This is a genomic window from Acinetobacter zhairuonensis (genome assembly GCF_022601715.1).
In the GTDB taxonomy this organism is placed as follows: Bacteria; Pseudomonadota; Gammaproteobacteria; order Pseudomonadales; family Moraxellaceae; genus Acinetobacter.
In genome coordinates this window covers 11,363-36,496 of the sequence record NZ_JAKVIM010000026.1, presented here as the reverse complement: position 1 = coordinate 36,496, position 25,134 = coordinate 11,363, and the positions used below count along the sequence as shown (strand labels likewise).

The following is a 25,134-nucleotide window of genomic DNA, read 5'->3' as shown; positions in this document are numbered from 1 at the left end:
CAGATCACCCACCCAAAGGCTTTTGGGTGGGAAAATTTTATGATGCTTCAGACAGAATATTTCTGAGCGTTTCGCCCAACAAAGCAACACTGCTGTGTTCTCGCATTAAAGTTTCGGCACGCCCCGATTGGCGTTGCAGCAATGCTTCATAAATTGAGCAATGTTGCATATGCGCATAATGCAGGCGTCGATATTCCGATAATGCCCGTGATTGATCATAGGTAATCGCTTGCACCGAAGCCATTGGAAGCTGATTGTTTTTCGCCAATGCCTGAATCAAAGCAACATTTTGCGCCCCTTGAATAATGGTGTCATGAAAAATCACATTATATTCATGATATCGCTCTAGGATTTCTTCGTTAAATTTAGTATTTTCCACAAAAAGCTGTTCAATTTGCTCAATACAGTTTTTGAGGATCTGCTGCTGCTCAGCCGATAAACCTTGTTCAGCCAAAGTCTTAGCAGCTAGACCTTCTAACACGCCACGAACTTCCAAAGCATCATTGACCAATTCATTTGAAATCTCGCGGACTGTATAACCACGGGTCGGATTCTTAAGCAACAGCCCTTCTTGTTCAAGCAAGCGAAACGCCATACGCACAGGTTGGCGTGACACGCCTAGTAATTCTGCTGTCGGAATTTCAGCGATACGACTGCCGCCTTCCAGTTCCCCAGCAATAATCATTTTTCTTAATTTAATTAAAACTTGTTGTCCTGAAGACATCCTAGCCACACTTTATACAAAAACTTTTAAGCCATGCTAACAACTTCATTCCGCTGGTGACAATAGCTTTCTGGTCAAGAACGTATTCCTACCCCAATGCATTTAGCACTGATCGTGATATTTCATCATCATTCACCATCAGCAAACGGGTGTTTATTTCAGATTATTCACCATAATATCTAGGTTATTACGAATCAGATAAGCCAAATTCAGATCAATCCCTTGCAACATTTTCTGCTCCAAAGCTGCAACCACTTGATTACATTCAGCCAGTTTCACTAAGCCCGTTTCAGTCACAGTCACTAATATCCGCCGACCATGCGTTGGATCGGGCTTCTTTTCGATCCAGCCATTACTCAGCAAATCCTGCAAGGTTTTATTGGCGGACTGCGGTTTCATAAATGACCGTTCAGCCAGTTTGGCATTGGATAAATTACTTTTGGATGCCAAGACAGACAGCGCAGTAAATTGCGGCAAGGTAATATCCAAGTCTTTTAAATGTTCTGTTAAATATTGACTGACCACCCGATCTAAACGAGCAATCATATAACTCAAACGTGGTCCATCTTCTATTTTCTGATCCATTGAACGTGTACGTACCATATTGTTTCATCATCAAAAATAAACAAAAAGAAGTATGAGATGACACTCCCATACTTCTCATCGTTAAAACAGATTAAGGTGCAGTTGTGCTTTGCATTAACTGTACAGTTTGTTTAGGTTTTCTGACAAGCAGCAGTGCAGAAATTGCTGCAATCAGAATCACAGGAATACTTGAACCAATCACAATCGTGGCACTTTTACCAATCGAAAGTAAGAACCCTGCCAATAATGGACCCGCAAATGAGCCGATTCGTCCAATTGCCACTGCCGCACCCACGCCTGTACCACGCATTTCGGTTGGATAGTACATGGTGGCCAGACCATATAATGCAGACTGTCCACCCACAATAAATAAACCACAACCCACCGCAGATAAAGCCAGCAGAGCAACCGTTGGTGAAAAGGACAAACAGCAGAGTGAAACCAAAATCCCCAAGTAGATAAATTTAATCACAAAACTCATGCGCATTTTATCCAACATCATGCCCATCAGAATCGAACCAAACATACCGCCCACGTTATAGCCCATTTGAATATAATTGGCTTCGAGTTTTGACAGCCCTTGCGCACCCATGAGCAGTGGTAACCAGTTTAAGAGGAAATATAACACCACCAAAGTACAGAAAAAGCTGATCCAAATCTGAATGGTCGACATGCGACGGTCTTTGGCAAACAACACGTCCATAAACGGTGTGGTGTGTTGCGTTTGGTTTTTTCTGTCTAAATAATCGGTAGATTCTGGCAAGAATTTGATTAACAACGGAATCAATAAGATGGGTGCAATGCCTCCCACATAGAAAATATGGCGCCACTCCGCATCACCTGCCAGCATCATCGCAACCACTGAGGTTAATAGCCCACCAAAGGGAATACCACTGTACATGACACTCACCGCAGTACCTTTACGGTCTGAAGATACAGCTTCAGATGCCAGTGTAATCATCATTGGCAGTGCACCACCCATTCCCAATCCTGTCAGGAAGCGAATGAAAAGCAGTAAATCATAGTTCGCGGCAAAAGCGGTCAGAAGCGACATCACACCAAATAACAGGATACTAAACATCAGTACCTTTTTACGCCCGATCACATCGGCTAACCGTCCACCAATTAGTGCACCAGGCAAGGTACCTAAAATTGCAGCACTAAAGGCCATTGCCATTTGTGCATTATCCAACATAAATTCTGCACGCATACGCGGTGCTGCGACGCCCATGGATTGAAGATCGAAACCTTCAAATATGGCGATGGCAAAGCACAGCAATAGCGTTATCTTCGCCCTTCCCGACGGATGTAACACATTATCCATAGTTCAATCCTTTATTTCACAGTTATTTCCATTACATCTTGTTGTTTTGTGCTGTTCATAGAACACTCACAAAATATCAGTTAGACTGATTAAAAAATCAATACCAAATTCAATTTTATTTTTTAATAAATTTATTTATTGTTATTTTTCAATTGAATAAAAAATTTATCCAAATTTTATCAAAAAACACTTGAATGTAAGTTTAACTGATATTATGTTGAATACAGAACAAACAAACTGTCATCCAAGGAGTAAGCACATGACATATGAAAAGCGCTGGGAAACTGTTGATGTTAAAGTTGAAAATGGAATTGCATGGGTAACCTTCAACCGCCCAGAAAAGAAAAATGCCATGAGTCCAACATTAAATCGTGAAATGATTGAGGTACTAGAAACCATCGAGCTGGATCAAGATGCTCGTGTGGTGGTACTGACAGGTGCTGGCGATTCATGGACTGCGGGTATGGATTTAAAAGAGTATTTCCGTGAAGTAGACTCTCAACCTGAAATTTTCCAAGAACGTATTCGTCGCGATTCATGTCGTTGGCAGTGGCAATTACTACGCATGTATTCGAAACCGACTATTGCTATGGTCAATGGCTGGTGCTTCGGTGGCGGCTTCTCCCCTTTAGTGGCATGTGATTTGGCCATTGCTGCAGATGAAGCAACCTTTGGCTTATCTGAAATTAACTGGGGCATTCCTCCTGGCAACTTAGTCAGCAAAGCCATGGCAGATACGGTCGGTCATCGCACTTCGCTGTATTACATCATGACGGGTAAAACCTTCAGTGGTAAAGAAGCGGAGAACATGGGCTTGGTCAACAAAAGTGTGCCTTTAGCGCAACTCAAAGCTGAAGTAACGGAGTTGGCAAACATTCTGCTTGAGAAAAACCCTGTGGTGTTACGTACTGCCAAAAATGGTTTCAAACGTTGCCGCGAACTGACTTGGGATCAAAACGAAGACTATTTATATGCCAAGCTTGATCAATGTATTCATCGTGATACCGAAGGTGGACGTCAAGAAGGTCTGAAACAATTTTTAGATGAGAAATCGATTAAACCTGGTTTACAAAGCTATAAGCGTACTGGTTAACTTTCTCTTTTTAAAATGGTTATGTAAGGATACAACCCATGCACAATGTACAGTCACTTAGACAAGATGAATCTGTAGATCATGCTGATCACAACACGAATGCATTTACAATTGGCAGTGCTACAACTGCTATCAAGAAAGTGGAACTGACACCACTACTGATTCATGGCCAGTCTGCTGCAGCATCCAATCAGGCAAGCTTTGAACGGATCAGTCCAATTGATGGTCAAGTTGCCAGTATTGCTGCTGCGGCAACACTGGAAGATGTCGATCGTGCCATTGAATCTGCGGCTCAGGCATTTCAAGTTTGGGCAAAGCTTTCTCCGACAGAACGCCGTTTACGTCTGCTCAAAGCAGCAGACTTAATGGATCAGAAAACTGAGCAATTTATTCAAATTGGCATGCGTGAAACAGGTTCAACTGCAACATGGTATGGGTTCAATGTCCATTTGGCTGCCAACATGTTACGTGAAGCAGCAGCCATGACCACACAAATGGATGGTAGCCTGATTCCTTCCGATGTGCCCGGCAATATGGCGATGGGCATCCGCGTCCCTTGCGGAGTCGTAGTCGGTATCGCACCGTGGAATGCACCGGTCATTTTACCAACACGTGCTTTAGCCATGCCACTGGCGTGCGGTAATACTGTGGTGCTCAAAGCCTCTGAAGCCTGCCCTGCAACACAGCGCTTAATTGGACAAGTGCTACATGAAGCAGGCTTGGGGGATGGCGTGGTGAATGTGATTACCCACGCAGCGGAAGATGCACCACAAATTGTCGAACGTCTGATTTCACACCCTGCCGTCAAGCGTATTAATTTTACTGGTTCAACCAAAGTTGGAAAAATTATTGCAGAAACCGCGGCAAAATATTTGAAACCAGTGTTACTCGAACTCGGTGGCAAAGCCCCTGTTGTGGTACTGAATGATGCAGATGTCGATGAAGCCGTTAATGCAGTCGCCTTTGGTGCCTTCTTTAACCAAGGACAAATCTGTATGTCTACCGAACGTGTACTGGTACAGGATGGCATTGCGGATCAATTCATCAACAAACTGATTGAAAAAACCCGTACGATTCGGGCAGGCAATCCAACTACTCAAGAATATGCACTCGGTGTTTTGGAAAGTGCCCGTGCTGCACAGCGTATTCAACATTTACTGGAGGATGCACTAAGTAAAGGTGCCGATTTGCCCTTGGGGATTCAAATTCAAGACACCACCATGCAGCCGACCTTGGTGTTAAATATCCAACCTGAGATGGCACTGTATCGCGAAGAATCTTTTGGTCCAGTCTGCACCGTGCAACGTTTTAACAGCATTGAAGAAGGCATTGCCCTCGCCAATGACAGCGAATATGGCTTGTCCGCTGCGGTTTTTAGCCAAAATATAGCGCAAGCACTGGATGTTGCTAAACAGATTGATTCAGGAATTTGCCATATAAATGGTGCAACCGTGCATGATGAAGCACAAATGCCATTCGGAGGCACCAAAGCCAGTGGTTATGGTCGCTTTGGCAGCAAAGCTTCAATTGCAGAATTTACCGACTTACGTTGGATCACCATTCAAACCCAAACTCGCCATTATCCAATCTAAGCATTGGATAGCGGCTAAAATACTAAATATAAATTGCATGATGCAAAAAATATAAAGCGCAGTGATGCGCTTTCCATGGAGTGAAACACAATGCAAATGAATGCCACTCAATCACAAGATCGCGAAAGATTGGTAAAACTCGGGCGTCATGATATTGATTACGTCTATAAAGATCAGGTCTTGTATCTTCAACCTAAAGAACAACTGAACAGCTATCCGCAAAAATTGACTGATCGCCTGATTCATTTTGCACAAACCAAACCTGAGCATATTTTTGCAGCCAAACGTAATTCGCAAGGCGAATGGGTAAAACTCAATTATGCCGAAACATTGCAACGTGCTTGGCATTTTGCGCAAGCCTTGCATAATCGAAACTTAAGTGAACAACGCCCATTAGTTATTTTATCGGGCAATGATCTAGAGCATTTAACCCTGTCTATGGGTGCCATGCTAGCAGGGGTTCCATTCTCTGCTATTTCCCCAGCCTATTCACTGGTTTCCCAAGATTTCGGAAAACTCAAGCACGTGTTTGATGTGCTCACCCCTGGTATGGTCTATGCCAATGATGGTCAGGCTTTTGCCAAAGCCATTGCAGCATGTGCCCCTGCGCACATTGAAATAGTCACCAATAAAGGCATTATCGGGGATCATGGCTGTACTGCATTTCAAGAACTCTTAGATACACCTGTAACCAATGTTCAGGAGCATTATCAAAGTTTAGATGAACACCAGATTGCCAAATTTTTATTTACTTCGGGTTCAACCAAACTACCTAAAGCGGTTCCAACCACGCATCTGATGCTCACGGTGAATCAGCAGATGTTGCTACAAACGTTCCCTGAGTTTGAAGAAACACCACCAGTATTACTCGATTGGTTATCTTGGCATCACACCTTTGGTGGTAGCCACAATGTTGGGATTGCCCTATATAACGGTGGGACCATTTACATCGATGATGGCAAACCAGTAGCTGGCAAGTTCGAAGAAACCATTCGCAACTTAAAAGAAATTTCACCAACAGTATATTTGAATGTACCTAAAGGTTGGGAAGAACTTACCGATGCCCTAGAAAAAGATGCCGAACTGCGAGATCGCTTCTTTGCCAAAGTCAAAGTGCTGTTCTTTGCTGGTGCGGCATTATCCGAAGCTGGCTGGAACCGTTTAGATCGTATTGCACAACAACATTGTGGTGAAAAAATTCGCATTATGAGTGGACTCGGCATGACCGAAACGGCACCCTCTTGCGCGTTTACCACAGGTCCACGCGTGATGGCAGGCTTTATCGGTTACCCTGCACCAGGTTGTGAAATCAAGCTGGTGCCTTATGGTGACAAACTTGAATTCTGCGTGCGTGGCAAACACGTCATGAAAGGCTACTGGCGTTTAAATGCAGATCAACAAAGTACGGTCTTTGATGAAGAAGGCTTTTTCCATACGGGCGATGCGGTACGTTTGGTCGATGCAACTGACCCGACCCAAGGACTGATGTATGACGGACGTATAGCCGAAGACTTTAAGCTTAATACCGGCACTTTCGTGAATGTCGGTACCTTGCGCAATAAAGCCTTAATTCAGGGCAATCTACTGATTCAAGATGTCTGTATCACAGGTTCGAACCTGAATAGCATCGGCTTTTTGATTTTTCCAAAAATCGCGGCCTGTGCAGACTATGCGGGCTTAAATCTTGCCGAGCATTCACCAGAACAGATTCTCAAACATCAGAAAATCCAACAATGGTTCCGTCAATTTTTAATGCACTACAACAAGGATGCGACGGGAAGTTCAAATCGTGTCTCGATGCTGTATTTGCAAACTGAACCACCGCAACTGGATGCAGGCGAAGTCACCGATAAAGGCAATCTCAATCAAAGCAATATTCTGAAGCGACGCGCTGAGAAAATTGCCGAGCTATATCAAAAGCAAACTGAGAATTCTCTAATTATTCGAATTCCAACGCTAAACAACTAATCCACTGAAATTAAAGTAAAAAAGCTCAATTCATTTTGGGCTTTACCCCTACTTTTGCCAAAAATAAGGTTTGAGTATGCAACAAGATACTGAATTTGAATTGTTTCGAGATAACTATCGACGCTTCCTGAAAGAGTTTGTCGCGCCACATTATGAGCAATGGGAACAGGATGGACTAATCCCAAGAAAATTGTGGAACCAGCTGGGTGAAAATGGCTTTTTATGTGTCGATGTCCCAGAAGAATATGGCGGCTATGGTGCCCCAGTACACTACTCGCTGATGTTGGTACAAGAAACTGCTCAAGCAGGTTTTACCTCTTTAGCGGTGGCAATTGGCGGGCAGAATGAACTGGTCTCCCCTTATATTCAAAACATCGGCAGCGAAGAACAGAAACAATATTGGTTGCCGAAAATGGTCAGCGGTGAAGTGGTCACCGCGATTGCCATGACGGAAGCCAATGCAGGATCCGACCTACAAGCGATTCGCACCCAAGCCATTCTGAACGATGATCATTATCTGGTGGATGGTTCTAAAACTTTCATTTCCAACGGCATTCATGCCGACCTGATTGTACTGGTCAGTAAAACCGATCCTGAAGCACGCGCCAAAGGCATTTCCCTGTTACTGGTGGATGCCTCTTTAGCTGGTGTAGAAAAAGGCAGATCGTTGAAAAAGATTGGTTTACATGCCCAAGACACTGCTGAATTATTTTTTGATCAGGTCAAAGTGCCGAAAGCACAACGACTGGGTGAAGAAGGTAAAGGCTTTGCTTACCTGATGCAGGAACTGCCACGTGAACGTTTAAGTATTTCTATGATGGCTTTAGGTTCCATTTTGGGTGCCATTGAGATCACCAAAAATTACGTACAAGAACGCAAAGCTTTTGGGCAACCGCTGAGCCAAATGCAAAATACGCGTTTTGTGCTCGCCAATACGCAAATTAAAGCCAAAGCAGCGCAAGCCTTTGTCGATCAATGTGCCGAGCAATACAGCCGAGATGAACTCACGGTCAGCCACGTTGCTGCTTTGAAATGCTTTATTACCGACACTCAATGTGAAGTGATTGATCAGTTGCTGCAACTATTTGGTGGCTACGGATACATGCAGGAATACCCAATTTCACGTTTCTTTGTCGATGCGCGCGTGCAAAAAATTTACGGTGGAACCAATGAAATTATGAAAGAAATCGTAGCGCGGGAGCTGCTCGGGAAATAATTCTTTTCAACAAGAAATCAAGAACAGACCTCCATCCGAGGTCTGAATGCAAAACAACAATGATATTTCAGGAAGAAATGCAATGCAGTCTAAATTATGGATGTACTCTACCCTTATGCTCTCCAGTTCAGTCTTTGCGGGCAGCTTTATTGATAACAGTACGGTCGATTTAACCACGCGAAATTTTTATTTTGATCGTGACTATCAGGAAGTATCCAAATATCCGGCAGCTAAAGACTGGAGCCAAGGTCTTATTTTCAGAGCCAATTCAGGCTATACCGAAGGAACGGTGGGATTTGGTCTGGATATTTTAGCCACTGCAGGTTTTGCACTGGATGCCAGCGCCGATTATGCAGGAACAGGAAACTTGCCACGTGATCCCGTCACCAATGAACCTGCATCCAGTTATGGACAAATCGGAGTCACAGGTAAATCCAAAATTAGTAAAACTGAGTTAAAAGTGGGTACGCTGCGCCCGATGAATCCAGTATTGGTCGCATCACCAGCACGCCTGTTACCCCAAACCTATCGAGGGATTTCACTAGAGTCGAAAGATATCCAAAATCTGGATTTCCAATCGGCTTATATTGATCAGGTCAACCATCGTGATTCGACCAACTGGGAAAATATGAAAATTTCAGGGGTCAATGGTCGCTTTAAACCTGCCGATACTGACCAACTGTATTATCTTGGGGGGAATTATCAGCTCATTCCAAGCACCAAACTGACCAGTTTTTATATGGATGTAGAAGACCTGTATAACCAGTCCATGTTTGGCGTCACCTATAATCACAAATTCAATGACAGTAATAATTTTAGCTCACAATTGCGCTACTACCGCAGCCGTGAAGATGGGCAAGCCAAAGCGGGTTTGGTGGATAACGATCTGATTCATGCTTATTTTGAACTAAAACATCAAAATCATAAATTCATTTTGGCGACCTTCCACCATAATGGTGACACCGCATTTCCATATTTAACCAATGGCGAAACAGGGCTACTCATTGACACTTGGCCAGCGGAATTTTTAAATCCCAAAGAGCATGTTTACAGCTTCCGCTATGAATATGATTTTAAAAATTATGTGCCGGGTTTACGTTTCATGACCCGTTACACCACAGGCGATAATATTTATGCGCCAAATTTGGGTGGAACCAATTTAAAAGAACATGAAACCGATTTTGACATTGGTTATACCGTACAAAATGGGCCTTTAAAAAATCTCGGTTTGCGTGCCCGCTACGCAATGTATGACAACAATATGCTCTCCACCGCTAACATCAAACCTTCCAACGAAACCCGCTTCAATATCGACTACACCTGGAAATTTAAATAATGCCTAGCGAGGTTCTGCATCTGTCAGAACCTCTTTTTTTACGAGAAAAATCTGATGAAAAAAATACTTGGTCTTTGCTTTGGATTGAGCCTATTAAGCCAGAGCTATGCTGAAACGCAATACCATCCGCCAGCCCCCCATCTTGAGCCACTAGCGCAATTTAGCGTGGATTTGAATGCACCTGTTTGGGAACTCGGCACCACCAGCGATGGTGGTAAACGTCGCATTATTCCGATTACAGGCGGTACCTTCCAAGGTAAACAACTCAAGGGACGTATTTTGAATAACGGTGCCGATTGGCAAATTGTGGATAGCAAGGGACTTGCGATTATTGATACCCGTTACCTGCTCGAAACAGACGATGGCGCTTTAATTTATTTGCAAACCAAAGGCTATAGACATGGTTCCAGTGAGGTTTTAAAGCAAGTTGCACAAGGTAAAGATGTCGACCCGAATAAATACTATTTCAAGATCACCATGCAATTTGAAACCAGCTCACCGAAATATGCATGGCTGAATCAAACCGTTGCCGTCGGCAGTGCCATACGTCTAGGCAAAGCCGTGATTTATGACGCTTACACACTGCAATAAGCATCAAAGCCCTCGCTATCTTTTAGTCATCGTTCGAAAAATGGATCTTTCCTTATGACCCTAAGTACCTTAGCAACACTGCCCCCCATCCACCATCTTCTGGGAGGGCACAATATTCAATGGAATGCCGATCAGACTGAACTGGAAATTAGTTATGTCGCACTAGACAGCTTTACCAATCCTAGAGGAACCGTTGAAGGAGGCATGGTCTGCGCCATGTTGGATGATGTGATGGGACTGTTTGCTTATCTTGCAAATGATCAAACCCCTGCAACCACCATTAACCTCACAATGGATTTTTTACGTCCCTGCCAAGTCGGAACCGTACTCACCAAATGTCGCTTTACCAAACAAGGCAAAGCCATTCTCTGCCTTGAAAGTGAAGCATGGCAAAACCAAAAAATGATTGCGCGAAGTACCGCCAATTTCATGGTCCTCCATCCTTAAAATCCAACATTGATTGATATGGAACTTCAATAATGCAAACAACCTTAAAACAAAAAAAATGGCTGAAACAACTGAGCTATCTGATGTTATGTACCACCCTTTCAGCTTGTGGCGATGGGGATAATGACAATACAACGGCAACCCAAACCACTGCCACTATTCCTCAACTCACGCCTGCCGTGGGCACCAATTTAAAAGGGTCATGTACCGACTTAAACGGCTTTCAGTATGCCAATACCAGTATTACTTCAGCAACCTTACAAGCAGCGGGCACGCTCAAAGTTGCAGGGCAAGACATTGCCGCCCACTGCCTGATTACAGGCTATATGCACCAACGGGTCAGTCCAGTAGATGGGCAAACTTATCAAATTGGTTTTGAAATGCGCTTACCGATCGACTGGAATGGTCGTTTCCTTTATCAAGGCAATGGCGGTACCGATGGCAATATTGCCACTGCCACTGGACAAGTCGGCAGCGGTGGACCGCTGACCAATGCACTGCATGATGGCTTTGCGGTGATTTCATCCGATGCGGGACACAATGCTTCACAAAATCCATTGTTTGGTTTAGACCCTCAAGCCCGCATTGACTATGGTTATGGTGCCATTACCAAACTCACGCCGATGGCTAAAAATCTAATTCAGGCGGCTTATGGCAAACTACCAGACCGTTCTTATGCGGGTGGAACCTCAAATGGTGGGCGACATGCCATGATGGCAGCAACCCGTTTGGGCGATCAATATGATGGCATTCTTGCCAGCACCCCCGGTTTTCACTTACCTCGTGCGGCTGCAGCACAACTGTACACCGCACAACAATTACGTCGAGTTGCCACCGATGAAAATGATTTAAGTACTGCCCTTACAGTATCGGAACGCAAAGTGCTGGCTCAAGCCATTCTCAATCAATGTGATGGGCTCGATGGTGTGGCAGACGGCTTAGTGCAAGATGTCGAAGCCTGTCGTACCGCATTTGATATTCATCGCGATGTTCCTGTATGTTCCAGTACACGTGATGGTAGCTGTTTAAGTACCGATCAAATTGATGTGCTTGCCAATATTTATCGTGGTCCAGTCAACTCTGCGGGCGAAGCCTTATATGCCACGCAACCGTTTGATCCGGGGCTGATGGGCAGCAATTGGGCCAGCTGGAAATTTGAATCTTCTGTTGGCACAGCACGTGACCCTGTGGCGGTCGGGATTATTTTTCAGGTTCCACCAAATCCAGATGTCATGCTGAATTCTCGCCAATTCGCTTTCAACTTTAATTTCGATACCGACTATGCAAAACTATCTGCCACCAATGAAACTTACCTCGAAAGTGCCATGTCTTTCATGATTCCACCTGATGAATTGAATCTGGATAAACTGCACGAACATGGCGGTAAAATGATTGTGGTACAAGGTACGGCTGATGGCGTTTTTTCTGTAGATGACACGCAGAACTGGTACGATAAACTGCTTAATAAGTATCAAAATAATACCTCAGGCAATGCACCAAGTTTTGTCCGTTTTTTCCGAGTGCCCGGTATGAACCATTCACGCGGCGGTATCGCCACCGATCAATTCGATGCGCTGACTGCATTGGTCAATTGGGTGGAATACGGTCAAGCACCTGACAAAATTATTGCTTCTGCACGTGGTGTAGGCAATGCCAGTGGTGTTATCAATACTGAGCTTCCTACAGATTGGTCGGCAACCCGTACTCGCCCACTGTGTCCTTATCCGCTAATTGCCCGATATAACGGTCAAGGTGATAGCGAGTTGGCTGAAAATTTCAGTTGTAAATAAGCAGCAAAAATAAAGAGAGCAAAGTTGCTCTCTTTATTTTATCTAAAGATAAAAACAGAATGCCGCCTTAATCCTGTTGTTTAATCGATACGAACTCCTGTTCAGGTGTGCCCGCAATCAGGTGATGAGCCAGTCATCAAAACAATCAACTTTCATTTCGATAAATCTGAATAGCTCTAAATGTGAAAAGGCTTAAACCCTTACAGTTTAAGCCCCTTGATGACTAACACCCATTATTTGAAATATTGAGCATCTTTTTAAATTACCTAGCTTCCTCGAATAAAATACCTTTACCCATTCGAAATCAATGCATTTTTAATTGTGGTCGAGAAGACTTCGCCAAGACATCTTTTAACATCAAAACGCCTGTTTTAAATAACCCATGCAAGGCAATTTGATGAAACCGATAAAGCGACATATACATCATGCGCGCGACAAAACCTTCAATATTAATATTGCCCATGACATGCCCCACACTATTGCGATCACTTAAAGACACCAAGGATCCTTTGTCTTTAAAGACGAACTGCGGCAGCGGTTGCCCCATGACATAAGCAGATAACGCCTTTTCTAAAAAAATAGCTTGCTGATTTGCCACTTGTGCACGTGGTGCTAAAGGACGATCCTTGCCTTCTGGGGTAAAGCTTGCACAATCGCCCATCGCAAAAATGCAATCATCCCGAGTCGTTTGCAAAGTCGCTTGAACCACCAGTTGATTAATTCGATTGGTTTCCAAATCAGCAATATTCTTCAAGAAATCAGGTGCTTTAATACCCGCAGACCAGACCTTTAAGTCCGCTGGTAATTGTGTACCATCCTCAAAATAAATATGAGTTTCATCAATTTTCTTCACTCGGCTCTGGGTTCGCACGTGAATGCCCATGTTGAGCAACTCTTCCTCAGCCAAACTGGAAATTTTGCCGTTCAGTGCGGGCAAGACACGATCCGCAGCCTCAATTAAGGTAATCTGCACATTGTCGGGTTTAATACTATCTAAACCATATTTGCAGAATTGATGTGCGGCAAAATCTAGCTCGGCGGCTAATTCTACCCCTGTAGCACCCGCGCCAATAATGGCGATATTCAGTAAACTCGGCTTTTCATTTTCGATTAAGCTATTGGCTTGCGCTTGCAGATACAGATTTAAAAATTCTTTTTGCAAGTAATCGGCTTGTGCACGTGAGTCCAAACACACGCAATGTTCTTTAGCTCCTTCGGTATTAAAATCATTGGAGGTTGAACCGACTGAAACCACTAAAATATCATAGGCAAGCGCACGACTGGGTGCGATTGTTTCCCCTTGATGCGAACTTAATTCCTCCAGTTGAATGGTTTTATCGGTTCGATCAATATTGATCATTTTCCCCAAATAAAACTCAAAATTATTCTTCTTGGCATGTGCAAAGTAATTTAATTCATCATCATGTGAATTTAATGTCCCCGAAGCCACTTCATGTAAAAGTGGTTTCCAAATATGCGTAAGCGTAGCATCCACCAAGATAATCTCGGCTTTATTTTTTTTACCTAAGCGATTGCCTAGGCGTGTCGCAAGTTCGAGTCCACCTGCTCCACCACCCACAATCACGATCCGCATTTTACACTTTTTGTTTTCACTATTTTTCAGCAGCATGGCTGTTTCTCCAATTGTTTGATGGTTATGAAACATACGACGCATAGCCATCAAATAATTGCCTAAGGAATGAGCATCTTTCAAGATGTTTCAAAATGTATCCTAAAAAATTTAAATAAACAAGAGTGATAGCCAACATTTTTTATTGAAATGATAGTTTTTTAGAGCGTGAGAAAATTACCATTAAAGTTTTATTTTAAGCAAAATTAAAATTCCATTAATAATATATACAATTGTTTTATAATTATTTTTTAAAATAAGTTTAACGTAAAAATGACGATCCAAAATCCAGATATCATCAATAAAAATATCATTCCCTAAGCATGGGACGCATATTGACATTTATAATAAAATAAAATCTTATCTTTTGATTACTTCTTTTTCCAAGTTCAAATAAGCTCACAATGAATCAACATGCATTTGGTTGAATATTCAGTAAGCTATCGAAAGTTAAGTTTATTTAAAATATTATTTAACCCGAATCCTGTTTAAGCCCGTTGATTTTTACAGACCGGTAGAGTGGTTGAATCAACCCATAAATATTGGCTGCGTTGGTTTTTCATTAAGGCGACATGTAATGCATGTAGTGCCAATTGATGCATATTGATGAGGTGAATCATCCGTTGGTAGCAGGGTAAGCTTTTAAATAAATGATTTTTATCCTGTTTCAACCATGAAAAGAATGCTTTGAAATTGTTGATATGAGAACACTTATACCAAATGTCGATAAAATTGATTTCTGAGAGACTCAATTGGGCTGGTCGAATTCTTATAGAGTGACGACTTTGTTTGAGAAATTTCCAATAAGTTGCTTCAAATTTAAGAAAGAAATCATCGATTACGCAGAATAATTCGGTACTATTGAACATCAGGACTAGAGCTTTAGGTTTGGTGTGGTAACTCAACTGATGGCTCTAGTTCTTCTATTTTTCAAGTCAATTTCTTATCCGCGATTCGGGTTATTTAATATTTAACAATTTTTTCTATTTTATTAAAAATAAATACACCTAAAGGTACACTTAATCAAAATTATTTTTTGATTTAATTTTAAGTTCGACATAAATAATGTGCATCTAACACCAATCTTAAAGTATCTAAAAGAATTAACTTACACTACGTTCCTAGACAAAAATAATTTTCAAAGTTAAGGCAATCAAACCCACACACATTTAATCACTTACTTTGATTCAAAGGGTTAAGTATATCGCATGCCTAAATTATAATTTCAAATGAAGCAACTGATACTCAGCTACCTTTTTTAATTTTTCCACCATCAACCTGATAATGCGCAACCAAACACATTAATAAAATAAATTAAAAAATCAATCACATAAAATCCTAAACGAAATTACACAAATAAACAAATACCCCTTAAATGATAATGATTATCGTTAATATATTAATTATTATTTAAGCAACATAAAAACCAGAGAAGATCTACCATGATCCATGAAAATATTCTCGACTGCATAGGTAAAACGCCACTATTACAACTATCAAGGCTATTCACGCATCAATCGATCTCAGTGATTGCGAAAATGGAATTGTTAAACCCAGGAGGAAGTATTAAAGACCGTCCGGCATTATTCATGCTACAGGAAGGCCTGAAATCTGGAGTGATTAATAAAAATAGTCATATTGTTGAAAGCTCATCAGGGAACTTAGCGATTGCGCTTGCAATGGCTTGCAAAATATATGGATTAAAATTTACTGCCGTTATTGACCCGAAAATTGCCTCAGCAAACTTACAAATGCTGAAGCTCTACAAGGCCAATATCGAAATGGTCTCTAAAAAAGACCAAAACGGCGGTTATTTAAAAACCAGAATTGATACTGTAAAACGACTCTGCCAACAGCTTCCAAATGCTGTTTGGATTAATCAGTATGCAAACCCAAATAACTGGAAGAGCCATTATTTTGGTGAAGCAGAAGAAATCCTAAATCAAATTGATCGCAAGATTGATTACCTCGTGATTGGAGCAAGTACCTCCGGCACGATTATGGGCGTGTCTCGTCGCCTTAAAGAAAAGTTCCCCGAATTAAAAGTCATCGCTGTCGATATTGTCGGCTCTGTGCTGTTCGGTGGTACATCTGGTCAACGCGAAATTCCCGGTATTGGTGCAAGTACTGTCCCACCGCTACTCTCCCCCGATGAAATTGATGATGTCATTTATGTAGATGACTATGAATCTGCACTGGGTTGCAGAGAACTTCTTGAACATGAAGGAATCTTTGCAGGCGGTTCGAGTGGCTCATCAATTTCAGCCATCAAAAAACTGATTCCAACCATTCCTGATGGATCGTGCGTCTTAACGTTGCTGCCCGATCGCGGTGACCGTTATCTCGATTTGGTTTATGAAGATGAATGGTTCGAAATGATCAAGAAGCGTCACTTCAATCGAAATGTACGACGCCAAGAAAACCTTACTTTACAAAATATTGTTTAACCATCTCATTAGGAAATATTCATGAGCAATTTGGCTACCCTTCGCTATTTAAGTCAATCAGATTTATTAAATCTTGGCGCAAATCATAGCAATTCATTTATTGAAGCGATTACTGAAGGTTTAACTCTGCATGCAAATAAACAGTTTGTACAACCCTTAAAACCTTATCTTCGCTGGCAAGGTGCAAACCATATTGCTGACCGTATTATTGCCATGCCTTGTTATTTAGGTGGCAATGACCCAATTGCCGGCATCAAATGGATTGGTTCAAGACAACATAACCCTAAAAAATTCAATATTCCGCGTGCTAGTGCATTAATTGTTCTAAATGACTCAGAAACAAATTATCCAGTTGCAGTAATGGAAGGCAGCTTAATCAGTGCCATGCGAACTGCTGCAATTACGGGTGTTTCGATTAAGTATCTAGCAAAAAAAGACTTTTCTGACATTACTGTAATTGGCTGCGGACCAATTGCCCAAATGCAGATTAAGACGGTACTTGAACAATATGCTCAAGTGAAAAAAATCCATTTATTTGATGTGAACCCTGAAGCAACTGAAAAACTCAAAGCGTTGTTCTTATCGGAATATCCACATCTAGAAATTGAAATTCATGACAGTGCCAAGTCTGCGATTCAGCAAGCCGATGTCCTCATTACCTGCACAGTTTCAGATAAGCCTTACATCCCATTTGAGTGGCTTAAAAAGGGCTGCTTTGTTTCAAATATTTCAATTATGGATATTGAGCCTGAAGTGTTCTTAAAAGTGGACAAAGTTATTGTGGACGACTGGGACCAATCAAATCGAGAAAAGAAAGTCATCAACGTACTGGTTGAAGATGGCTTATTCAGTCGTGAAAAACTGCATGCTGAACTTGGCGACATCATTATTGGTCATAAAAACGGCCGCGAACATGAAGATGAAATCATTTTGCTCAATCCAATGGGGATGGCGATTGATGACATTGTTTGCGCTAAATGGTTCTTCAATGCTGCACAAGAACAAAACGTTGGAACGGTTCTACCACTTTTATAAGAATAGGAATAACTAAAATGCTAGATCGGATTTACACAGCACAACTACAAAAAACAATAGATGCCCTCTACATGGAGAATTATGGAGATTTTAGAGATCATATTTCATATAAAAAGCCTTATCTGGCAATCACTCTAAATGATGAGTTGGAACTCTATTTCAGCTGTTTAAAAGTAGATGGTATAAATCCTTTCTATATTACTCAACCGGAAGTTTTACTTCATAACCTCTTGAGTAATACGACTTCTAAAATTTCTATTTCTGAAGTTTTTAACTATTTAACCCAAGCAACTTGGTGGCCATCGCCACACCATCAAAAAGCAATTAATTATTGGCTAGACAACTTAGTAACTGCTGAAAAAATTCCTCAAATTTTACAGTCAGCCCTTTCATTTTCTTCGCCTTTAATCAAAAGCGAGTTGCTATCGCTGGTAACTGATCGTCCATTTCATCCGTTCGCTCACTCAAAAGGTGAACTTGCACCACTCACAACTCAAAAAGAAATTGAGGTGTACTGGTGGGCTTTTAAGAAAGATGATGTCATCAATAATATGGAATCAACTCCTCATAAAGAGCTTCTGTTATCAGAAGCTGAGGAACGTCTAATTGCTGACAAAATGGCTGAGCTTTCAGATGACTACTTAGCCCTACCTTTGCTAGAGACTCAACATCGTTATTTAAAGTTTGATGAAAATAAGTACGGCGGTATTGATCTAAACCATGTCACCATAATTGGTTTGCCGACTTCTTCTTTAAGAACTCTTATTCACAACGCAAACCCTACTCTGCATTTAAAACTTTCAACCAATGCCAAAACATTAGGCGCAATCCGCTCTATGCCAGGCCGTTATTTAATGAATGGTCATACGGCATATGATTTTTTAAATGAAGTCATTAATGAAACTGCTTTATTAAAAAATCGTCTCTTTTTAAGTAATGAAACACATTGGTGGGTGCTCGGTAAACAAGAGCCGATTGTAAAAAATTTAGGTGTAATCGGTTGCCAAGTCCGACATTTACTGGATATTTGCCAAGATAAAAATGTCACGCCAATCACTATGTCAGCTTTAAGCTGTACGTATGTTGACCCTTGGGAAACGTTGGGCGTTGAAGGTGACAAGTGGACATTACTAAAAGCCTTAACTTTTCATTTTATTCAAACATTCTTAACACTTTGGGCAAAAGGCATCATGCCCGAATGCCACGGGCAAAATACCATGGTGTGTTATGAAAATAATAAGTTGAAATGCTTTGTTTTACGTGACCACGATACCTTAAGAATATGTACCACAGCCATTGAAAAAAGTGGTTTTACACCTCCGATTTATACCATTGATACGAGCACACCGAACAATCTTATCTTTACCAAAAATGAAGACTTATTTAATTACTTCATTACCCTAGGGATTCAAATTAACCTCTACCCGATTGCTTTAGCTACCTTGAAATATACGGATCATACAGAAAGCGATTTCTGGAAGTTGGTTCAAGACATTATTCAAGATTTTGTAGAAACCCAACCCATTTCAGAACAAACAAAATCGCAAATTCAAACCTATCTTTTTGATAATAAGACTTGGCCATTCAAACAGCTACTTACGCCTTTACTCGCTCAAGAAAGCGACTCAACAGGCATGCCAAGTAAAATAGGAAGTACGCCCAACCCTTATCACAGCTTATCTATTTCTAGCTATGAGACCATGGATATCTAAATCATGCGCTCATCTCGCCTAGATCATTTCATTATTTTGCTCTGTCAGTTTTTTTCTACTTTTGGGCTTATGGTGCTTATTCCAATCATGCCGCTTTATATGGAAAAACTGACGGCGCATATGAGTACTCCCACTATCTGGGCAGGTTTGGCACTCGCAGCTCCGGCTATTGGCAGCTTATTTACAGCACCAATTGTGGGTCATCTGTCCGACACATTCGGCCATAAAAAAGCATTATTACTTTCTCTCGCTGGTTTCTGTATTTCAATACTGCTCATGGCGAGCGCCCGGCATTTATACCTATTTATTTTTGCGCGGATTCTACTTGGTTTTTGCGGCCTTTCCGTCATTCTGAATGCCTATGTTTCATATCTTTCGAATGAACAACAACGAGGTGCCGCTTTTGGACAACTACAAAGTAGTGTTGCGCTAGCTTGCCTGTGTGGTCCAGTACTCGGCGGGATATTTATGGACCACTGGCGGGTTGAAGTATTACTCAACGCGACAGCATTTGTTGTGATGACACTCATTGTGATTGCGTTATTTGTACTAACCAATCCTGTTAAAACTGAGGCTGTAAAAACCAAAGAAAAATCTAAAATTCCAGACTTTTTTGATAGAACAATTTTTTCTTGGTTGAGTGCTGGCATCTTGGTGCAAGCCGGCGGCTTTAGTTTAGTGTCTTGCTTCGTTTTATACATTAGTGAAATAAGCCAAAGCACTCACTCATCGTTATCTGCTGCAAGTTTAACAGGCACAATCCATGCGCTTTCATGGGGAGCAGCCTTTATTGCTGCGACCTATTGGGGGAAAAGAAATGATGATAAAGGAGATTCTTTTAATAACTTCATTTACGCATCTTTAATTTGTGGCATCACGATTTTCGTATTGATCTGGGTGTCTAATCTCTGGCTGGTTCTTGTATTACGACTCATACAAGGCTTTTGCTTTGCAGCACTTATTCCTTCGATCTTACACACAATTTCTCTAAAAGCTGGCACTCAAAGCCAAGGAAAAGTGATTGGTATTTCTAACAGTGGCTTTGTCCTAGGGCAACTTATTGGCCCAATCACCATCACGCTCACCTACTCATTTTTCAATATCACCGCTGCATTAATCTGCACCTCACTATTTTTTATCGGTGCGGGATTGGTGGTGATTTTGAACAGATTCTTAATGGATACAATTTTAGAAGAGGCACAAGAATGAACTCAATTATTACAACAGATGCATGGTCTTATAAACTTTTCGAACAGTACCTGAATACTTTCTTTCGTGAACTTAAAGTGAACCTTGAAGAGCATATTATTCCAACTCAAGACTCCCCTTTATTCACACTGTATGCGGAGCAACTAGACACCCTGTATTTTGCTTATACGTTTAATGCATCTAACACGACTGTTTATGGCGTAGTTCAGCATCTTTCAACTACGGGTTATCACAGATATCAATGTGGTTTTGTTCTACAAAACTTAAACGACAATACATTTGACTCACTCACCGACCCTAAACAGTTAGTGAAGTTGATTACTGATGAACTGAATAGCTTATTTAAAGACAAAAACCAAAATAAGAACCTGTATTCCGATATTGCCAATAGTATCGATAACACAAAATTCTTTTTAGAAAATAGACCCACTCAAACAATATCTAAAGCATTGAGTGGTTTTCAGGCAACCGAACAAGGCATGTTATACGGGCACCCTTTTCATGTGACCTCTAAAGCCAATTTAGGTTTTTCTAAAGAAGACATGAAAAAATATAGCCCTGAGTTAGGCGCAAGTTTCCAACTCCACTACTTTGCAATTCATTCGTCTTTAATCCAAAAGCTTGTAAGTGAAGAACAGTCTTCTCACCATATTGAAAATGAAGTTTTACAAAAAGCAAAAGATCGTTTGCAAGAAAACTTCGCAAACTATGAGCTCATGCCCACCCACCCTTGGCAAGCTAACTTCTTACTCCAACATCCATCTTTAAAGAAACATTTAGATAGCCAAGACGCAATCTATCTGGGAGCTTTAGGCCAAACCGTATGGCCAACCTCATCCGTTCGTACGGTGTGGTTACCTCAATCGAACCTATTTTTAAAGCTCTCAATTGATGTGCGAATTACCAGTTTCATTCGTAATAACCCAATGGATGAAATGGAAAGAGCTATTGATGCAAGCAAAATTATTATCAATCACAAGATTAATGAACAATATCCAGAGCTTGTGATTCTGCCGGAGTTAGAAGCAAAAACAGTCAATATTCCAGAGTTAGAAAGTTCATTTGGCATTATTTATAGAGCTGGGCTCACTCCAGATGTATTAGAAAATACCCGAATGCTGGGCGGCTTGGTTGAAGAAAACGAAAACCATGAAATCCCGCTTTTAAGCTTTATTCAGCAAGCGGCACCGAATCAAAATCTACAATCGAACGATGCCAAAGATTTCATTACTTTTTGGTGGAAACAGTACGTTAAAGTTTCACTCATTCCATTAATTGAGTTGTTTGCAAATAAAGGCATTAGCGTAGAAGCGCACATGCAAAACAGTTTAATGGAATTTAAAAATGGCTATCCACATCGCCTTATTCTTCGAGACATGGAAGGCATTAGCATTGTTCCAGAAATGATAGAAGACAACTCATCTATTTCTGAAGATAGTACCGTTTGGTTCTCTCAGAAAGATGCATGGATCTTTTTAAAATATTACCTCGTGATCAATCACATTGCACATCTCATCAGCGCAATTGCACGTGTTACGGTTATTGAAGAAAGCGAGCTATGGCAAGCCACTCGCCTTACGCTCACTAAAGAAAGCTTTACCGATAAAGGTCAGCACTACCGCGATTTATTAATTAATTCACTCACATTACCAATTAAGGCAAATATGATAAATACGCTCTACCACAGTGGTGGCAATCCTATCTGGATTGAAGTTGAAAACCCTATTTATAAATATCGCGGCGCAGAAGCGCTTTGCCCTCTTCAAGCTACACAACAAACCAATTATAAAACCCTCGCGGAAAATCGCGTGATGGGCCAATTATTAGAAGCACTCATTTTTGAAAATACTTTTAAATACGAGTTTTCTAAAGGTCAGATCAAGTTTTATGTTTCCGATACTGTTTTTTATACCTGTGCGGCCAAACGACATTTCAGTTTTAAACGAATTAAGTTAGATCCTTCAAGTTTAGTCCGTTCTGATATTACTTTAGGCAGTGAAACTCGCCCTAACTTAAAAACTCTACTTGCCGATCTAAAAAATATTATTGAAGCTGACCCAGTGAAATGGCAAAACTTTAATGATGAGCTTAATTTAACTTACGTTAAACATGCACAGACTTTGAGCCAAGCCCCTGCCCAACCTTTAAGAACTTTGCCGTACCTAGAACAAGAAGCACGCATCACCAACGCACATTTATATCACCCAAGCTTTAAGTCACGTATTGGTTTCGATTTAAAAGAAAATCAAAAATATGCACCTGAGCTTTCTGAAGGTTTTACGGTTCAATGGGTGGCGACTCATAACAGTTTATGCAAACTGGTTTTAAGTGAAACCATTAACTTAGAACAGCTTTATAAACAGCATTTTTCAGAAAAAGATCTACAAGCTATTAGCAATCAATTGAAAGAGCAAAGTGTAGATTTTAAAGATTATATTCTCACCCCAATTCATCCGTGGCAGTGGGATAAAATTATTGAATTATATTATCAAGATGCGATTAGCAACCAACTGATCATCCCTTTAGACATTGAAGGTCCAACTTATTTACCACAGCAGTCGATTCGAACCTTATCAAATTTTAGCGACATCTCGGCGCTTTCTCTCAAGTTGGCAATGAACTTGGTCAATACTTCAACCTCTCGTGTATTGGCACCGCATACCGTTCAAAATGCAGCGAAAATGAGTGACTGGCTTTATAATATTGTTGAACACGACCCTATTTTAGAAAATCAGCGTAAGCCTGTTATTTTAAGAGAGATTGGCGGTCTTTCAGTTAACCAGCAGATTGCACTTCCTGTTCAATACGGCGCACTGGCTTGTATTTGGCGCGAAAGTATTTACAGCTACTTAAAAGAAGGTGAATCGGCCACTCCAGTCACGGGCTTAATGCAAATTGATACAGATCAAAAGCCTTTAATTGATAAGTGGATTCAAGAGTACGGTATTGGGTTCTGGTTAGAAAAATTACTCACCAATGCTTATTTACCTATCATGCATATTTTGTGGTGCCACGGCCTTGCATTAGAGTCACATGCACAAAACATGGTGCTGATTCATAAAAATGGCTTACCTGTTAAAGCTGCCTTGAAAGATTTCCACGATGGAATCCGTTTTAGTCGTCATCTTTTACGCGAGCCAGAGCTTTTACCAAACTTGCAAGATGCACCAAAAGAGCATGCCAAGATTAACCCAAACTCGTTCTTGGAAACCCACTCTCCAAATGAGTTAAGAGACTTTACTCAAGATGCGCTTTGGTTTGTAAATCTGGCTGAGTTAGCGATTTTCTTAAATGAACATTATGACTTCGATGAAGTCAAATTCTGGACCATGTTAAGAACTATCATCAATCAGCACAAAGAAGCTCACCCAGAGTTTGCCGAACGATATGAATTATTTAACTTTACAGATGACACCATCGACATTGAACAGCTCGCAAGCCGCCGTTTCCTTCCAGAAATTCGCTTAAGAGTACAAACTACGCCAAACCCGCTAAGTCTCATTAAGGAAATTGAATATGAATAAGCATTCGATTTCTTTTAAGAAGAGAATAGCAAATGGCAAGACACTCTACGGAATATTTTGTTCCGTAGCTTCTCCCATTAATGTCGAGCAACTGGCACTTGCTGGTTACAACTTTATTATTATCGACTTGGAACATACTTTATTTAGTACGTCTCAAGTCGAGACCATGATTTTAGCTGCTAGATCTATGTCTCTTGATGTGTTTGTAAGAGTGCCTTTAAATGCCAATCATTTAGTTCTCCCCCTGCTCGATGCAGGTGTAACGGGTATTGTGTTTCCGCGTATTGAAAATGCTCAGCAAGCACAAGAAGCTGTGAACTATTGCCACTATATGCCGCTTGGGCAAAGAGGACTCAACTCGACCAGATTAAATCGCTATGGCATAGATGATTTAGCTAGTTTTGTTGAACAAGCAGCAAACGAGACGATTGTGGTTGCCATGATTGAAAGCTTAGAAGGACTAGAACAGCTTGATGAAATATTAAAAGTTGAAGGCATTGATATTATTCTGGAAGGTGCTGCCGACCTTTCTCAATCGTTGGGAATGCCTTGGCAAACAAGCCATCCTAAATTAAAAGAAAAAGTTCAAGAAATGTACATGAAAACTAAAGATAGTCAGAAGGCATTCTGTGCTATTCCACGAAGGCCTGAAGACATTACTTACTGGATACAAAGAGCTGTCAATCTTTTCGTGCTTGGTGATGATAGGAGTATTGTTCGAAAAGCCCATCAAAATCATATCAATTCATTTAAGAAGTTTATTTGAACTTTCTAATTAAACCAGAAGATATAAAAATATTTTCTGGTTTAATTAATATATTTAATTCTCATTTCTATATTGTAAATATAATGATTCTTATTTACTATAAGCGCAATTTTAGAATAATACTTGAAATGTAGGATGGGGTTGC

The 25,134-nt window shown here is 41.0% G+C and carries 18 protein-coding genes and 1 pseudogene; 14 read left to right on the top strand and 5 right to left on the bottom strand.

Annotated features, from left to right (window positions below):
- Positions 1-37: 37 nt before the first annotated feature.
- From MKI85_RS15935 to mhpT, 3 genes are all read right to left on the bottom strand, one after another.
- Positions 38-724: a GntR family transcriptional regulator gene (locus tag MKI85_RS15935; protein WP_241629124.1), complete on the bottom strand. Its 687-nt coding sequence runs from the start codon at positions 722-724 to the stop codon at positions 38-40.
- Positions 725-877: 153 nt separating this feature from the next.
- Positions 878-1,327 (bottom strand): MarR family winged helix-turn-helix transcriptional regulator, encoded by a 450-nt coding sequence (locus tag MKI85_RS15930; protein WP_241629122.1) that lies wholly within the window; start codon positions 1,325-1,327, stop codon positions 878-880.
- Positions 1,328-1,400: 73 nt separating this feature from the next.
- Positions 1,401-2,633, bottom strand: a complete 1,233-nt coding sequence (mhpT, locus tag MKI85_RS15925) for a 3-(3-hydroxy-phenyl)propionate transporter MhpT (protein ID WP_241629120.1) — start codon at positions 2,631-2,633, stop codon at positions 1,401-1,403.
- A gap of 259 nt (positions 2,634-2,892) precedes the next feature.
- On the opposite strand from mhpT, the gene MKI85_RS15920 reads away from it, so the two are divergent.
- From MKI85_RS15920 to MKI85_RS15885, 8 genes are all read left to right on the top strand, one after another.
- The gene (locus tag MKI85_RS15920) at positions 2,893-3,726 is read left to right on the top strand and encodes a p-hydroxycinnamoyl CoA hydratase/lyase (RefSeq protein ID WP_241629117.1); all 834 of its coding nucleotides are present in this window, start codon (positions 2,893-2,895) and stop codon (positions 3,724-3,726) included.
- 38 nt (positions 3,727-3,764) lie between these two features.
- Complete coding sequence (locus MKI85_RS15915) at positions 3,765-5,318, top strand: aldehyde dehydrogenase (protein WP_413350776.1); 1,554 nt, start codon at positions 3,765-3,767, stop codon at positions 5,316-5,318.
- Between the two features lie 90 nt (positions 5,319-5,408).
- A complete protein-coding gene (locus MKI85_RS15910; RefSeq protein WP_241629114.1) occupies positions 5,409-7,286 on the top strand; it encodes a feruloyl-CoA synthase in 1,878 nt (625 codons plus the stop codon).
- Positions 7,287-7,362: 76 nt separating this feature from the next.
- The gene (locus tag MKI85_RS15905; RefSeq protein WP_241629111.1) at positions 7,363-8,502 is read left to right on the top strand and encodes an acyl-CoA dehydrogenase family protein; all 1,140 of its coding nucleotides are present in this window, start codon (positions 7,363-7,365) and stop codon (positions 8,500-8,502) included.
- 82 nt (positions 8,503-8,584) lie between these two features.
- Positions 8,585-9,838 carry an OprD family porin gene (locus MKI85_RS15900; RefSeq protein WP_241629109.1) on the top strand — a complete coding sequence of 418 codons (1,254 nt, stop codon included), beginning with the start codon at positions 8,585-8,587 and terminating at the stop codon, positions 9,836-9,838.
- 54 nt (positions 9,839-9,892) lie between these two features.
- Complete coding sequence (locus MKI85_RS15895) at positions 9,893-10,429, top strand: DUF3237 domain-containing protein (protein WP_241629105.1); 537 nt, start codon at positions 9,893-9,895, stop codon at positions 10,427-10,429.
- 54 nt (positions 10,430-10,483) lie between these two features.
- A complete protein-coding gene (locus tag MKI85_RS15890) occupies positions 10,484-10,876 on the top strand; it encodes a PaaI family thioesterase (RefSeq protein ID WP_241629103.1) in 393 nt (130 codons plus the stop codon).
- Between the two features lie 83 nt (positions 10,877-10,959).
- Positions 10,960-12,666, top strand: coding sequence for a tannase/feruloyl esterase family alpha/beta hydrolase (locus MKI85_RS15885; protein ID WP_241629158.1), 1,707 nt, complete (start codon positions 10,960-10,962; stop codon positions 12,664-12,666).
- A 304-nt stretch (positions 12,667-12,970) separates the two neighbouring features.
- Here the strand turns inward: MKI85_RS15885 and MKI85_RS15880 are convergent, their stop codons facing one another.
- A complete protein-coding gene (locus MKI85_RS15880) occupies positions 12,971-14,260 on the bottom strand; it encodes an NAD(P)/FAD-dependent oxidoreductase (RefSeq protein ID WP_241629155.1) in 1,290 nt (429 codons plus the stop codon).
- A 530-nt stretch (positions 14,261-14,790) separates the two neighbouring features.
- Positions 14,791-15,165: pseudogene (locus MKI85_RS15875) on the bottom strand (IS982 family transposase); the annotation flags it as partial.
- Positions 15,166-15,738: 573 nt separating this feature from the next.
- On the opposite strand from MKI85_RS15875, the gene sbnA reads away from it, so the two are divergent.
- The 6 genes from sbnA (at position 15,739) to MKI85_RS15845 (ending at position 24,989) form a co-directional block, all read left to right on the top strand.
- Positions 15,739-16,743 (top strand): 2,3-diaminopropionate biosynthesis protein SbnA, encoded by a 1,005-nt coding sequence (gene sbnA / locus MKI85_RS15870; protein ID WP_241629101.1) that lies wholly within the window; start codon positions 15,739-15,741, stop codon positions 16,741-16,743.
- Positions 16,744-16,764: 21 nt separating this feature from the next.
- Positions 16,765-17,778, top strand: coding sequence for a 2,3-diaminopropionate biosynthesis protein SbnB (gene sbnB, locus MKI85_RS15865; RefSeq protein ID WP_241629098.1), 1,014 nt, complete (start codon positions 16,765-16,767; stop codon positions 17,776-17,778).
- 71 nt (positions 17,779-17,849) lie between these two features.
- Entirely contained in the window at positions 17,850-19,490 is a 1,641-nt protein-coding gene (locus MKI85_RS15860; RefSeq protein WP_241629152.1) for an IucA/IucC family protein, read from the top strand.
- A 3-nt stretch (positions 19,491-19,493) separates the two neighbouring features.
- A complete protein-coding gene (locus tag MKI85_RS15855; RefSeq protein WP_241629095.1) occupies positions 19,494-20,699 on the top strand; it encodes an MFS transporter in 1,206 nt (401 codons plus the stop codon).
- The gene (locus tag MKI85_RS15850; RefSeq protein WP_241629092.1) at positions 20,696-24,223 is read left to right on the top strand and encodes an IucA/IucC family protein; all 3,528 of its coding nucleotides are present in this window, start codon (positions 20,696-20,698) and stop codon (positions 24,221-24,223) included. The genes MKI85_RS15855 and MKI85_RS15850 overlap by 4 nt, the downstream gene beginning before the upstream one ends.
- Complete coding sequence (locus tag MKI85_RS15845; protein ID WP_241629090.1) at positions 24,216-24,989, top strand: HpcH/HpaI aldolase family protein; 774 nt, start codon at positions 24,216-24,218, stop codon at positions 24,987-24,989. Before MKI85_RS15850 ends, MKI85_RS15845 begins: the two co-directional genes overlap by 8 nt.
- The last annotated feature ends 145 nt before the right edge of the window (positions 24,990-25,134 follow it).